The sequence below is a fragment of the Paenibacillus pinihumi DSM 23905 = JCM 16419 genome (genome assembly GCF_000422505.1).
Taxonomy (GTDB): Bacteria; Bacillota; Bacilli; order Paenibacillales; family Paenibacillaceae; genus Paenibacillus_D; species Paenibacillus_D pinihumi.
The window spans coordinates 34726-48536 of the sequence record NZ_KE383865.1 but is presented as its reverse complement, the minus strand read 5'-3'; the positions used below and the strand labels follow the sequence as shown (position 1 = coordinate 48536).

Below are 13811 nucleotides of genomic sequence, written 5' to 3'. Positions count from 1 at the left end.
GTTCCCCTCCTACTAATTGCTTTTATATTTTTCAGGCTCCCATACTCCCCATAACGCCAGACCAAAGCCATCTTCATGGTCAAAGGAACCTTTTCTCCGATTTGCATCAGAAACAGATTTCAGCCATAATGTTTCTGCTAGATGACGCGGGTTTCCATTCTTAACCTGAAAGAAATAGACACTTCCTGCTGGCACCATGCGCCGCACTGCTTTTTCTCCCTTTTTGGCATAGCTCCAACCTGATACAGGCTGCCATCTTGGCACGCAAGCCCAGCGTAATTGCAATTGCACCTGATTATTCCAATTTGCTGTTGATTGCAGTTCTTTATCTAGCCATCCAGGCAGCCAGCCTTTCGCAAAATATGCGGGTGTAGTCAGCACCATACGTACATATGCCGCACCGTCCAACTTCCTTAAAACCTCATTAGGGCAACTATTCAGTCCCTCTCCCTGTATCTCTCTAAAATGTGCAAGACGCCGTTTACCGCCAATGGTATGCAGAGCGGAGAAATCTTCAGGCCAAGATACATCTGAATCGGGATATTCCACCTCTGCCACCAAAGACACATCTGGAGGAATAACAAGGGATTCTGTTGTAAACAAAGCTTGATCTTTAGAGCTATACGTATCAGGGTTGATTGCAACATGAGTCCTTATATCGCGAACAAATGATGACATAAAATGCTTGGCCTCTTCAGTTGAAGCCAGATGTTCCGCATCCCTACTCAAGCTTGCTTGCCATTGCCCGAGCGCTCGGGCCCAGTCATCCTCCGTCAAGGAATCACTTAACCATTGGATCATCCATTCCTCGGAAATAAAAGCCGGAGAGTTATTCCATGACTTCACATTGTCCGGCACAGAGACGGGCCATAAAATTTCCTCATACTGTCCGTCTTTTCCGGTACCCAGAAACCCTTGGGAATATGCAGCAATGCCAGTTGGTTCGTTTGGACGTTGAATGCTCGCTTTAGCCTGTCCCAATTCTTCATAAAGGCTAATATCTTTTGGAAGAGGGTAAAATAGTTGTTCATTCCGTCGATATAAAGGACCACGTATGACTGCCTTCATTAGCTTGGAAAGTATATCCGATCTGAAAATATGATGACTTGAGCTGGAATCGGATAGCAATTTCCCCAGCAAAGTTCGAATGGTCCCGGCCAATACACTTGGAGAAAGTTCATCCATGCTATGTGCGACTGCCCCAGGTGTTTCACCAAACGGTCTTCCATCTCTCGTAATAATTGGATCAACCGGCTGAATCTGCAAGAGCTTTTTCATTAAAGCTTCCCTCCTGTACCAGCATAACTGCAATGATGGCTTGTTCAGCTAATACACGCAGTTGCTCCAGCGGAGCCTGATCTGAATTAAAGGCATTATTGATAATTGGTTCAATTAATTCCTGTTCTACTTCCTGTTTGGATACATTTTCCGGCTTCTTCTTAAATGCCAGTCGTTTTGCCTCTTGTAGCAGCAAGTCTCTAAGTGTAGCTTCCTCGCTCATCCAGGAAGAATGCCTGACAAGACTTTGGTACTCATCGTGCAAATCACGAAGCTCGTATGCAAATTTACCTGAGAATATTCCTTTTAAATAAACCAGTTGAATGCTGGTCAGTTTGGCAACAGGATCGCTTCTAAACGGCAAACTAATTTTCATCAAGTCACTGCCATTTCGTTTATGAATGATAATGGCGAGTTCATCCCTGTTTTTCTTGGCAAGCTTTTCGGCTTCCAATGCAAGCCGTCTTACTTCCCCAAGACGTTCCAGCATATGTACCACTGCAACCCCTACAGACAAGGTAGGCTGCCTGTCACTTGGCACAGCTTTCCGCATAATAGCTGCAAAAGATTTTCTCAGTTCATCGCCGGCTCTTAGACAACTGTATAACGGCAGGTAGGCCATCACATCATCCCCGCCGCTATATACCAGTTCTCCGTCATATTTCTCAACGATTCGCTTGGCTTCAGAAGCAAATTGGGACAGATGACGGCTAAATTCTTTATGGGAGTGTATGGATTCAAGCTTTCGCAGATGCTCGCCCATCCGATCTCCGTCGCAAAGAAGAAAAGCATAATAAGAAGTGGGCCTCTTGTTTTTCTCAAAAAGCATCCCTAATCTGACAGAAATATCGTTGATCACTCTTTGCCTGTCTTTTTCGTCCAATCTGACCCCTTTTCTTGTATTCTCCTCTATGAAGTCTTCAATTCTATTCTCAAAAAACAGTCTGGAATCATAAGCATTAAAGTTAAACTTAAATGTTTCCCTGTACTTGGTATGAATATCAGCCAAATAGCTGCTTACTGCTGATTTTAATTTTTCATTATCATTAATTTCTTTCTCGAAATTTCGAAATGCAATATCACAAACAGAAGGAAAAGCAGGAGTATCCATTACATAGCGTGATAAACGCTTAACTAAAGAAATTGCATCTAATGTTTCACTTTTTTTAATTCCAAATCTCGCATAATCTTCGAAGCGGGCAGGGAGCAGTACGGATTCTCTCCCGCCATCAAGACTTGATTTTTTCTCTCCAAACTGAAGCCCTGGCTCATTTTGCTGAAAGTCTCTTAATGTTTTACGCGCGGCCAACAAATTCTCTGTTTTCCGTAAAACGGCGCTATAATCGCCTGGATTCGGCAACTCTGACCAGACAGCATTAAATTCGATAAAATCACTAATCTGGCGTTTCCACATTGCAGGATTAATAGACCAGCCTAATTCATTCATGACCTTCTTGGTACAGCCTTTCCAATAATCCATCACTGCCTGCCGAACATCAAGTGCAATTTGCTTCGGATTGTTTGTTGGTACTATTCCTAATATTTTATTAGCTACGCGTAATGATTCACGTTGAATTTCATCATGAAGGTAAGGAAATACTAATTCCCCCCCACGCTCCTGCAAGCGATAGGCGGCCTCCTTGCTAAGCTCAGACAGCAAGTAGGAACCAAACCATAAATCCCTGGTCTTTCTTGCTTGAGCAATAAAATCCTGAACAGGACCTATCGTAAAAATCATCATCATTTGTGCTGGTTGCTTGGCTTCCATTTGTTCACCTCATCACTTTCCAAAAATGCTTCAATGGCCGAACTGGTAGCTCGATGTGGAAATACAGATTTAATGCGCATAGGATTTTTATGCCTATGCTCATCTAAATATCGAGGGCTAATATAAATCTCTTTATATTTGATTTCACGTTTAGCTAGTAAACTTTCCACTTCGTCTGGAGTTTTAAGAGGTTTCATAATGTTTTCTTTAACTATCTGTAACTTCAATGACTGGATAGGGGGCTGATTTAATATCGCAATGACGCTGTAGCCATCTGCTGCACTTACAGCAATTGCTTTAAGAATAAGTGGAGAAGCAAGGCGATCCCCTTTGTTTGAAACTAATTGCGTTTTATATGGCTCATTTTGATTATCCGATTTGAATTGAAACTGTATTGGTAACCCGAACTGGGCACGGGGAAAAGCGATGTCTCCATTTTCCGGTAATGTAACCGACTTTTCATGCTTGAAACCATACATGCCGGTCATTCTCCGAATAGAATCCGGTTCAGGCCAATGACTTCTCTTCTTAAAATGATCGGGTGCCCGGCGAAACTTTTTGTAAGTTTTTATCACTGTAATCCATGCAGCTGATAAAGTTCTTATATAAGGCTCTACCCGAATATTCCTGCAAAGTGTAGGCCACTCCCTGTGGTCACCGAGTAAAGGCAATTCCAAATCATAATCTCTTTGGCATTTCTCATACCATTCGAAAATATTTTGATTGGACTCTATTTCTGACGGTGGTGAGAATTTAGCACAGTACAAGCTTCCACAGCCTCTGCGCGTTCGTGCGCCAAGTCCGCCAAAATTGATCCAGCCCCACATAGCTGCATCAATTTCTCTTTGCAATTCTTCTTGACCCGCTTCATCTTGAGATGAATTTTCCACGTAAATATGGAGTTTAAATTTATAGTTAGATCCGAATAGTATGGGCATTTTTCTATTTCTTTTGTAATCGAAGGGAAACGCCACATATGGTGGTAAGTTATTAACAAATTCAAAACTAGGTGGTTTATCTGCTTTTTTCTTTTCCCCATAACCCATGGCTTCTTTCAAATGAATGGAAGGAGTCATTCGTTCTACCCATACTTTTATAGAACTTGGCGTATCCGTATCTCCGAAAATTTTCACCTCTCGTTTTCGAAGTTCGTAAGCACTTTTAAATATTGCTCCTCTTGTGGCCCGCCACCAAAAGCGGAGATGTCCTCGTATTGCCGAGCTTCTTACAGGGAAGTCTTTGTTGACCTCCCCCGGCTGGCTGCTCCCCCCAAACATAGGTGTCACAATATTAATTTCATAAGGTTCCTGTGAATTCTTCTTTTTATTAATTACTTCCTGAAGCTTATGATATTCTTCCCCCAATTTTTTCAATTCTCTTGGCAAGACCTTCACCTCACTACATGAATAATCGTTGTATATCATACTTAAGACGCAGGAATATCGACTCAATATGGCTTAATTCGACTTATACTATCATAATTCCTCCTGCATTTAACATTAATGCACAAAGTTTCTTATTTATAAAAAGTTAAGTAGAGCATCCATTATTATTTTAGAAACTCTTATTACGCAGAGATGAACCTCTGTATATATGGTTAGAAAGAACTACTCCCTTTTTGGAAAATCTTATTTTAAATGTTCAATTTGAATTAATCCTGTGCACTATGCTTTTGATCTGTCGGTCCAGTATCAAATCCGTTCTCCAGCGACTTAATCGCCCCCAATTGGGAGGTAATGCCTGCAATCAGCATGACGAAAACCCCGGCAATAATGAACAACAGTGCAATGCCCCGCCCCTGGCCAACTCCAATTACAGAACCTACCGACTGGGCAAGCGCCCCGCCTTCCATCAGTAATGGGTTAAATACATGGTCCGCCAAAAATCCGGCCAGGCTGTACGCGATAATAAAGCCGATCTGGGACAGGATACCGATAATGCCCCATACCCTCCCCTGCTTGTCATTGGGGATATTCTTGCGTACGAGCACATCCGCGCTTGTATTGACAAACGGCAGTGATGCGAGGAACAGAAATCCGGCGAAAATAATAAAATAGATATTAGTGGAAAAGCCCAGCAGAGAGAAGGACAGACCGGATAATATCAGTCCCAGCACCAGCATATTGGCATATTTGCGGGTCATGGTAAAAATCCCGATAACCAGGCTGCTGATCAGCATCCCGATCGCACTCACTGACTGGAAGGTTCCCAATGTCTTGGCATCGGAGAAGGATAAAATCATCGGACCGATCAAGGTCTCCAGAAAGCCCAGGTAGAACGTAATAATGGAGATTATTGTAACCAGCAGAAGTACCCCTTTATTGGTCCGGATCGTATGCCACCCTTCGGCAATCTCCGAGTACCAGGATTTTTTGTCCGCCGGGTCCCTTTGGGCTTTCATGCTTCTTCGGATGACGAGTACGGCCAGGATGGCGACCAGGAAAGTCAAAATATTAATCACCATAATGGTCTCAATTGTCGTGACGCTGAGAAGAATACCCGCAATAATAGGCGAGAACAAAAACTTCGACGATTCAGCCAATTGCACAAGGCCGCTGCCTTTGGAAAATTGCTCCTCTGTCAGAAGGTCGGTAGCGGATGCTTTATAAGCCGGACTTTGCAACGAGGAAAACACCGAACTAAAGGCTACCCCTACATAGATTTGCCATAGTGCAATGTCCCCTGTGAGCATAATTGCCAGGATAAACACAAGTCCGCCTGCCGCGCCCAAGTCACCGATAATCATCATCGTCCTCCGGTCAAAACGGTCTGCAAGCACGCCCCCAATCGGGCGTAATAAAATATTTGGTACAAACGCAAACAGCGTAATCAGGGCAACGCTTGTTGCCGTCTGCGTTTTCTCAAATGCGTAGACTCCCAGCGAGAAAGCCGTCAGCCCTACGCCGATCATTGAAATCAATTGCCCGAACCATACGATGAGAAACTTCCCGAATGACTTCTGACTGGTGTATTCCATCTCTCATTCCCCTTCCCGGCTTCAAATTCAATCATTAGCATACATTTCTGAAATGTACGAAAAACTCCCCGCCTCAGCTCCCAGCGTCGTCTCCATCACATATGCGAATGCGCGGGCCTTCTGTTCAATCTCCTCCTGGCTCCATTGAAAAATGCCCCTATCCATTAAAAATTGCGAAGATACGAGCAAAAACTCTACAACCTCTTTTGGAGCAGGTGTTTGAAAGACACCTTCGTTAATGCCCTGCTCTACGACATCCGTCAGTATCGGACTAAGCCTGATAATCGTCTCTACCAGACTTTTCTGATGCATTTCGATATTATGGACATGATGCAACTGCTCGATCATTTCGGTCTTATTTCCCCTGTCCTGACCTTGTCCTGTAATGATCCGGTATAATTTCTCATGTGCATGAAGCGAGCTGTCTTCTGCAATTCGCCTGGCCGCGGCGACGCCTTTGTTAATAAAACGCATGACACTGGCGTTCATCACCTCTTCCTTGGATTGAAAGTAATGATAAAACGTTCCTTTGGCAATGCCAACCGCTTGTAAAATGTCATTAACCGTTGTTTTGGCATAACCTTTTGAAATAAACAGCATCTCAGCCGCATCCAAAATATCGTTCCTGCGTTCATCCGGGTTTTTCATCACTCTCATTTATGAATCAGCCTCCACAAGATAGATGGTAATAGCCATCTGGAAATCATTCTATGCTCATAGGTCTTTATTAGACCGACCGTCGGTCTATTCGAATTAAAAATAAATAGTTTAAAATCCCATATCAACAAGCCACTTGCTTAACAAGCTTTCTCTCACTTTTAAATTATCCTTATCCTTCACATAGTTGCCGATTGGACGATCCGCAACCAATTCACCATCCATCATAAAAAGCACCCGCTCCGATCTCGCTGCTACCTTTACATCATGGGTAACAAGCAGTATCGTTGTGCCTGCAGCATTAATATCAGCCAGTATATCCATAATTTCATTGGTTGAACGGGAATTCAGTGCTCCAGTGGGTTCATCTCCGAACAATACTTCAGGATTATTAATCAACGCCCTGCATATGGCCACTCTTTGAAGCTGCCCGCCGGAAGCTTCGGTAATATTATGGTGGGCCAGCTCTTCAATCCCCATCTTTTGCATAAGAGTGAGCGCCCGCCGGTTAACGGCTTCTCTGCTGCTGCTTTTTGCCATATAGGCCGACAAGACAATGTTGTCCAGAATGTTCAGGTTCTTCAACAGGTGAATATGCTGAAATATAAAACCCATCTTCGTTAACCGCAGTTGGGCTAATGCCTGCTCCGGAAAGGCGGAAATCTCTCTGCCGCTAAAATATACGCTGCCGCTGCTTGCCTGATCCATGCCGCTAATCGTGTACAGCAGCGTGGATTTCCCCGATCCGGAAGGCCCCATAATCGATACAAATTCACCCTTTTGCAGCTGTAAATGAATATCTTTCAAAATGGAGTGGGGCTTATCAGGTAAGGTTGTGTAAGATTTATTCAGATTTCTCGCTTCCAAAATCGTAACCATCGTTTTCCTCCCTATTCCGCAATTGTCTTCGATATGCTGGATGCCTTGATAGACTGAATACTTGCCAATGTCGTCAGTATGACCGTTACCGCCAGTAATACCGGGCTTAGTATATAAGCTTGGACCGGATCTATGATAAATGTGATATTCGACGCCCCTAAGAACGACATGATACCGCCAATCAGCAGCTGACCTGCCGTATTGGACAATAGGGTTCCCAGAATAAGGCCTGCTCCCAATACAATCAATGATATGGTCACATATTGAATTCGAATGCCTGATAGTGCAAATCCCACACTTCGCAAAATCGCAATTTGGCTGTTATCCTTTGCAACGAGCATCTTCAAGAATAAAAAGGTAATCAAAATTGAGACGCTTAAAGCAATTACCAGCGCCAGTATCGTTACAAGCTTTAACTGGTTGATGGTCCCGCCCAAGGTCTGATGCAAATAGCCTTGCAGATCTGTTACTTTCGCCGGATAGAATGCCTGCTCATAGGCTGAAATTTTATCTGTGATAACAGTGCCGGCTTTCACGTTCAAGCTGACCACATACCACAATACAGCCTCTTTGTTATAAGGCAGCACCGCCTTGGCTGTTTTTCCGCCATTCGTGACATCCTGGTATACTCCGCTGATCTTCATTCTCTTCTCTTTACCATCCACAATAAGAATGACGGAATCGCCTGTTCGCTTATCCATCTCCTGACTGTTCTTATAAGAGAGAGCCAGTTCATTCCCTTTTCGTGGCGCCGTGCCCTCCGTGTAATCCAGCGGAAAAATGGTAAAGTCCCCTGTCTCTACACTCAGGTTATCCAGAGTCCCTTCATGATTAAGCACTTTGAACTGGCTCGTCACCAGCGGAGAAAAACGAGTCACATCCGCATCAGCCTTCACATGGTCAACCAGTTGCTTAAATCTGTCCTCCACATCATCCGAATGCCGCAGATCGATGCGAATATCGCTTTGTCCAACCCCCATATAGGAGATAAAGCTTGGCGCCTGAATAGTATTCAGAAAATTGAGCGGCACGATTATAATGAATGAACTGACAATGAATACAAATAACAGCAGACGGAACATCTTAAATCGCCCTATAACATCCTTCAAGCCCAAAAAGACAGGGACGGAGAACCAGCGGTTATTGAACAGCGAGAAACGGTTCCGGCTAATTTTGGTATCACCCAGACTCCCTGAGCGCAACGCTTCAACCGCCGAAATTTTATTGAATCTTCGGAGCACATGAATGCAAAAGAACACGACCACCGCGAATATGATTCCTACTGATAGTAAAGCCACAGCAGACGGCAGCAGGGAGTTAGGCGCCGTCCCCATATAAAGCACCATATTCGACATAAAGAAGCGGCTCACAGCAAATGACCCTATATAACCGGCGCCAGATGCCAGGGCTGCCATCATCACGTACTTGGACAAGTACAGCTTTCTAATATCCTTCGGACTGATGCCGATCGCCTTCATGACACTGATTTCCCTGTAGTCTTCTTCAATCGTCGCCAGCATTGTGAAGCGAATGCATAAGATCGCAATGACATTAAGAATGAGGCTAACCAATATAATAACCGCTGCCACAACTCCATCCGTCAGCGCGTTCAGCATCCTGAACAGGCTGTAATCGACCATTGGCCCCTTCTTAGGCAGGTCTGATGCCTGGTATTGATTCGAGAAGGCGCTCAGAGCGCCAAGATCTGTGAGACGGAATTCAATCAGATACTCCGCCTCACCTGTATTTTGCTTCAATGACCGAAACTCGCTTTCACTGACGACAAAGCGCTTGGAATGAATGATTGAAGGATTCATCTGGGCATCCCGTACAAAATCGGAAATGGTAAGCTCCTTGCTGAACCCCCCGTCCTTAATTCTGATTTTGTCTCCAATTTTCAGATCATTCTGCTGCATGTAGTAAACAGGAACCGCAACTTGCCCGTCACGGACTTGAATCACTTCACTATTCAGATTAAGCAGGAAATCAAAGTCCTGATTTTGCACGACAAAACCAATATCCATGATGCTGTTCTTCTCGGATTCCGCACCCAGATACAGATTGGAACCGTCAATATTAATCATTTCAACAACCTGATGATTCTCAACCCATTCATTGCCCTTAGCCCAATTGTTGATCTGCTCCCGGTTAAGCTCACCGGCATGCATTTGGACAAAGTGCGGGATTTTAGACGCGGTAAATAAATTATGGATGGAGCCGGTCAAATCCATAATCATTTTTGTACCGGATGATACAAGCAGCGATGATAATAAAATGAAAATAAACAGGGTGACCGTCATCGCTTTTTTCCGCAAAAAATCATTCTTCATCATTCTTGCCAGCATGAACCCCCGCTGCCCCCCTTCTATAATCATCTCATTAAATTAAATAGTTCTAAGTTTTCTTTAATTACAAAATTATCCATGTTACTTTTTTTAGTATATACATAAAATAGTAGTTGTCAACTTATTAATATTTGATCTTTTAAATTATGATTTAAGGAATATTTCTTTTTGCAAAATACTAGAATTTCGCTAAACAACTCGCTCAATGTTTTTCACAATAATATTTCCCAAATTTCCCACTCTATTATATCACATAAAAAATAGAAAAGACTGCTCCTCCCGCGAACGAGCAGGGAGACGCAGCCTTGGTGAATAAAATCTATGAAAGGAAATAGAAAATCCTTATTTTAAAATAATTGCATGTACTTTGCCCGGTCCATGAATGCCGATGGTCAAATCGTTCTCGATATCCGCGCTGCGGCTTGGTCCGGTTATCAGATTCAGAGAAGACGGCATTTCAGCCACATTCGGGTATTGCTTTTTGAACAGCGCAAATGCCTCTCCCATCCGGTACACAATCTGGTCTGCACGGAACACAGCGACAATAGCCTCCGTCAGCAGGCTGACCGAACGGCCTTTGCCGCCCTGGCTGAACAGAGCCAGCGTACTTGTGTTGGCGATCGCGCAATCCGGCCACACAACACCAAGCCGGCATTGCTCTGCGGCATGGAGCAGATGCGAACGCTTCGCCCAATTTCCGTCCTGTCCAGTCGGCAGACCTTCCAGCTCAATATGGTCTGCCCCGCCCTCACGCCAGGTCACAACTTCAATACCTGCTTCGTTCAGACTCTGGTCGAAGCCCAGTTTTTCCAACCCCTCATGATCCCAGCGGGAAATCCGCTTGATGCCCAAATCCCCTGCAAGCTGACGAATATAGGCTTCCACCGCCTGCGGCGCTTCAGCCTCATCTATTACTAACGTCTTGCCGCTCAGTGCTGTCCAGCTTTGGATAAATTCATCGATCAGCTCATCCTGCGTCCGTGTGCGATCCCGGTAAAAATCCGGTACGCCGATAAACGGCCGCGAAGGCGCTTCGGCGAGCGGCTCGCGGCGGCCCAGACGGCTGGAGATATTTCTCATAAAATCATCTTTGCCTCTCATTGTTCCTTGCTGTCCGGTACTCACTTCGCGCTGCCTCCCTTCGCCTTCGTTCCTGATGTATTTTTCGCAGCCAGCTCTTTTTGCAGGTCGCCCCAGCGGTCACGGAATGACTTTTTGGGCAGCATCGGCAGAAAACGCGACTGTGTCCAGCCGGAGAGCGGCGGCGGCCCGGATTTGATCATTCCGCCGCGCACAAGCGGCTTCTGCATGTAGTAGCCCATCTTCGTCGCGAGCTTGAATAGGGTAATATTCCCGAACACCGTCTGATACGACTTGAACGCGACCCGCTCAGGCAGCGCCGTCAACTTCATCTTCACCTTGCGGTGGCGCAGATGGACCAGCATATCATGAAGCGGAATTTTCATTGGACACGCCTCATAACAGGCTCCACACAAGCTGGACGCGTACGACAGTGTTCCCGCTTCCTTCATATCCTGCTGGATGAGCGGCGTTAGCACCGCCCCGATCGGTCCGCTGTAAGTCGTACCGTAGGTATGCCCGCCAACATGACGGTACACCGGACATACATTCAGACAAGCCGCGCAACGGATGCAATGCAGCACCTCCTGGAAGATCGGATCGCCAAGCTGCTGCGAGCGGCCGTTATCCAGAATGATGACATGCAGTTCTTCCGGTCCGTCGAGATCTTCAGGACGCTTCGGGCCAGTGACGAGAGACGTATAGGTTGTGAGCTTTTGCCCTGTAGCGCTGCGCGCCAGCATATTCAGCACAACCTCCAGATCCTCCATCGTCGGCACGAGGCGTTCCATCCCCATGACCACGACATGCACCTTTGGCAAGGTGGACACCATCCGCCCGTTGCCTTCATTTTCAACCAGCGTAATCGACCCTGTCTCGGCTACACCGAAATTGCAGCCCGTAAGGCCAATATCCGATTCCAAAAAGTAATTGCGCAGCTTCTTGCGGGCATACTCTGCAAGCACCTTGGTCTCCGGCTCAAAATGCTGTCCGGATGCCTCAGTAAACAGAGTCGCAATCTGCTGCTTGTTCTTGTGAATTGCGGGAATGATCAAGTGTGAAGGCGTCTCCTTGGCAAGCTGCAAAATATATTCCCCAAGGTCCGTCTCGATGGCCTCAATATTGCGCTCCTCCAGATGATGGTTCAGATGAATTTCCTCCGATACCATCGACTTTCCTTTCGCTACGAGCTTTGCCTTATTCTTATCGGCAATCTCCATAAAAGTGCTTACCGCATCGGATGCCCCGCTGCAAAAATAGACGTTGCCGCCCTTCTTCGTTACATTATCCGCGAATTGGGACAGATAATAGTCCAGATGGTTAATGGTATGCTCCCGAATCGCTTTGCCACGGTCACGCCAGGCCTCCCAATCTCCGAACATATCCATGGCCTGCAATCTGCCTGTCTTAAGCTTATCCGTCGTATAGGCAACCGCCTTGCGCAAAAACTCATCGCCAAGCGCCTGTTTTGTCCGTTCCTTCAGCCCTGAACCAATCTTCTCGTCCAGTGATGCTGCTTGCCCCCCTGCACTCATTACGCCTTCCTCCCTTCCTCAAGAAGCTGTGCCAGATGCATGACCCGAATCGGCTGTCCTTCCTTGTTCAGCCGTCCGCCAATGCTCATCAGGCAGCCCATGTCCGAACCGACCAATACCTCTGCTCCTGTACTGCAAATGTTGGCAACCTTCTCGCAGACCATCGCTTCCGACATATCCGGCATTTTGATGGAAAAGGTGCCCCCGAACCCGCAGCAGTCTTCCTTGGCAGGCAGATCGACGAATTCGACGCCTTTAACATTGGACAGAAGCTGCATCGGCTCTTCTTTGATGCCAAGCAGGCGCGATGCATGACAGGATGGATGGTACGTAATTTTATGCGGGAACTTCGCTCCCAAATCTGTCAACTTCAACACCTGCACCAGAAATTGCGAGAATTCATACGTTTTATCGATAAGGTCTTGAGCCTTGGCCTTCCATACCGGATCATCTGCAAACAAGTGCGGATAGTAATGATGAATCATGCCGTTGCAGGAACCGGATGGCGATACAACATATTCACTGTGCTCAAACGCACGAATGAGTGTTTTTGCAACCTCCCGCGCTTCATCCTGGTAGCCGCTGTTAAAGGCCATCTGCCCGCAGCAGGTCTGCCCTTCCGGAAAATCTACTTCACATCCGTAATCATGGAGAATGCGGACAATGCTCTCCCCGACTTCGGGAAACATCTGATCTGACAAACAAGTAATAAATAAAGACACCCGCATGGATGGACACCTCTGCTTCTGTTTTCTGTGCTAAATCTTATGTTATCAGGTTATCAGACATCTGGAATAAAGGAAAGGGGGTTGGGTGAGATTTAAGAAAAATATCAGGCTGCTATTTAAGCAAATGGAACAGAGTGGAAGGGAAGGTTATGCCCATGTAATAGTTACGATGGCATGAACGGTTTAAATAAACATACAAAATCCGATGGAAGTTTGCAGAACCGCGACGGGGAAGCAGTATGAGTAAGGAAAAACAAGCGGCTGTTTCAATCTATGCATTCACGTAGAGTGCGACCATCACTGATAATCAGATTCAAGAACTACTAATAGTTTCAATCCACGCACTCACATAGAGTGCGACACTGTGAATTGCCTTTCATGCTCCATAAAGAACATGTTTCAATCCACGCACTCACATAGAGTGCGACAGAGCAAAGCAAAGAGTTCACCAAACTCGGAGAAGTTTCAATCCACGCACTCACGTAGAGTGCGACTTTGCCCTTTAGCCGCCCGATCATTCAGCGGTTTAAGTTTCAATCCACGCACTCACGTAGAGTGCGACAC

At 45.7% G+C, this 13811-nt stretch carries 10 protein-coding genes and 1 CRISPR repeat array; all 10 genes read right to left on the bottom strand.

Going from position 1 to position 13811, the window contains the following annotated elements; translation table 11 throughout:
* Positions 1 to 12 precede the first annotated feature (12 nt).
* Positions 13 to 1278: a type III-B CRISPR module-associated protein Cmr3 gene (gene cmr3 / locus H583_RS0120220; protein ID WP_036710406.1), complete on the bottom strand. Its 1266-nt coding sequence runs from the start codon at positions 1276 to 1278 to the stop codon at positions 13 to 15.
* On the bottom strand, positions 1247 to 3046 hold the full coding sequence (gene cas10, locus H583_RS33620; RefSeq protein ID WP_051236736.1) for a type III-B CRISPR-associated protein Cas10/Cmr2: 1800 nt from the start codon (positions 3044 to 3046) through the stop codon (positions 1247 to 1249). Before cas10 ends, cmr3 begins: the two co-directional genes overlap by 32 nt.
* Positions 3019 to 4431, bottom strand: coding sequence for a type III-B CRISPR module RAMP protein Cmr1 (cmr1, locus tag H583_RS0120210; RefSeq protein WP_036710404.1), 1413 nt, complete (start codon positions 4429 to 4431; stop codon positions 3019 to 3021). Before cmr1 ends, cas10 begins: the two co-directional genes overlap by 28 nt.
* A gap of 266 nt (positions 4432 to 4697) precedes the next feature.
* Positions 4698 to 6023, bottom strand: a complete 1326-nt coding sequence (locus H583_RS0120205) for an MFS transporter (protein WP_028562063.1) — start codon at positions 6021 to 6023, stop codon at positions 4698 to 4700.
* Between the two features lie 27 nt (positions 6024 to 6050).
* A complete protein-coding gene (locus tag H583_RS0120200) occupies positions 6051 to 6680 on the bottom strand; it encodes a TetR/AcrR family transcriptional regulator (RefSeq protein ID WP_028562062.1) in 630 nt (209 codons plus the stop codon).
* A gap of 111 nt (positions 6681 to 6791) precedes the next feature.
* On the bottom strand, positions 6792 to 7559 hold the full coding sequence (locus tag H583_RS0120195) for an ABC transporter ATP-binding protein (RefSeq protein ID WP_028562061.1): 768 nt from the start codon (positions 7557 to 7559) through the stop codon (positions 6792 to 6794).
* Positions 7560 to 7570: 11 nt separating this feature from the next.
* Positions 7571 to 9904, bottom strand: coding sequence for an ABC transporter permease (locus H583_RS0120190; protein WP_028562060.1), 2334 nt, complete (start codon positions 9902 to 9904; stop codon positions 7571 to 7573).
* 342 nt (positions 9905 to 10246) lie between these two features.
* Positions 10247 to 11029, bottom strand: coding sequence for a LutC/YkgG family protein (locus H583_RS0120185; RefSeq protein ID WP_245585958.1), 783 nt, complete (start codon positions 11027 to 11029; stop codon positions 10247 to 10249).
* On the bottom strand, positions 11026 to 12519 hold the full coding sequence (locus H583_RS0120180) for a LutB/LldF family L-lactate oxidation iron-sulfur protein (RefSeq protein WP_028562058.1): 1494 nt from the start codon (positions 12517 to 12519) through the stop codon (positions 11026 to 11028). Before H583_RS0120180 ends, H583_RS0120185 begins: the two co-directional genes overlap by 4 nt.
* The gene (locus tag H583_RS0120175; protein ID WP_028562057.1) at positions 12519 to 13247 is read right to left on the bottom strand and encodes a (Fe-S)-binding protein; all 729 of its coding nucleotides are present in this window, start codon (positions 13245 to 13247) and stop codon (positions 12519 to 12521) included. The genes H583_RS0120180 and H583_RS0120175 overlap by 1 nt, the downstream gene beginning before the upstream one ends.
* Before the next feature lie 263 nt (positions 13248 to 13510).
* A CRISPR array of direct repeats spans positions 13511 to 13810; the repeat unit is 33 nt; unit sequence GTTTCAATCCACGCACTCACATAGAGTGCGACA.
* Between the last annotated feature and the right edge of the window lies 1 nt (position 13811).

Excerpts from the sequence above, each read along its gene's own strand:
- cas10 (WP_051236736.1), bottom strand. The coding sequence starts at position 3,046 with ATGGAAGCCAAGCAACCAGCACAAATGATGATGATTTTTACGATAGGT.
- H583_RS0120175 (WP_028562057.1), bottom strand. The coding sequence starts at position 13,247 with ATGCGGGTGTCTTTATTTATTACTTGTTTGTCAGATCAGATGTTTCCC.
- H583_RS0120190 (WP_028562060.1), bottom strand. The coding sequence starts at position 9,904 with ATGCTGGCAAGAATGATGAAGAATGATTTTTTGCGGAAAAAAGCGATG.
- H583_RS0120180 (WP_028562058.1), bottom strand. The coding sequence starts at position 12,519 with ATGAGTGCAGGGGGGCAAGCAGCATCACTGGACGAGAAGATTGGTTCA.
- cmr3 (WP_036710406.1), bottom strand. The coding sequence starts at position 1,278 with ATGAAAAAGCTCTTGCAGATTCAGCCGGTTGATCCAATTATTACGAGA.
- H583_RS0120205 (WP_028562063.1), bottom strand. The coding sequence starts at position 6,023 with ATGGAATACACCAGTCAGAAGTCATTCGGGAAGTTTCTCATCGTATGG.
- H583_RS0120195 (WP_028562061.1), bottom strand. The coding sequence starts at position 7,559 with ATGGTTACGATTTTGGAAGCGAGAAATCTGAATAAATCTTACACAACC.
- H583_RS0120200 (WP_028562062.1), bottom strand. The coding sequence starts at position 6,680 with ATGAGAGTGATGAAAAACCCGGATGAACGCAGGAACGATATTTTGGAT.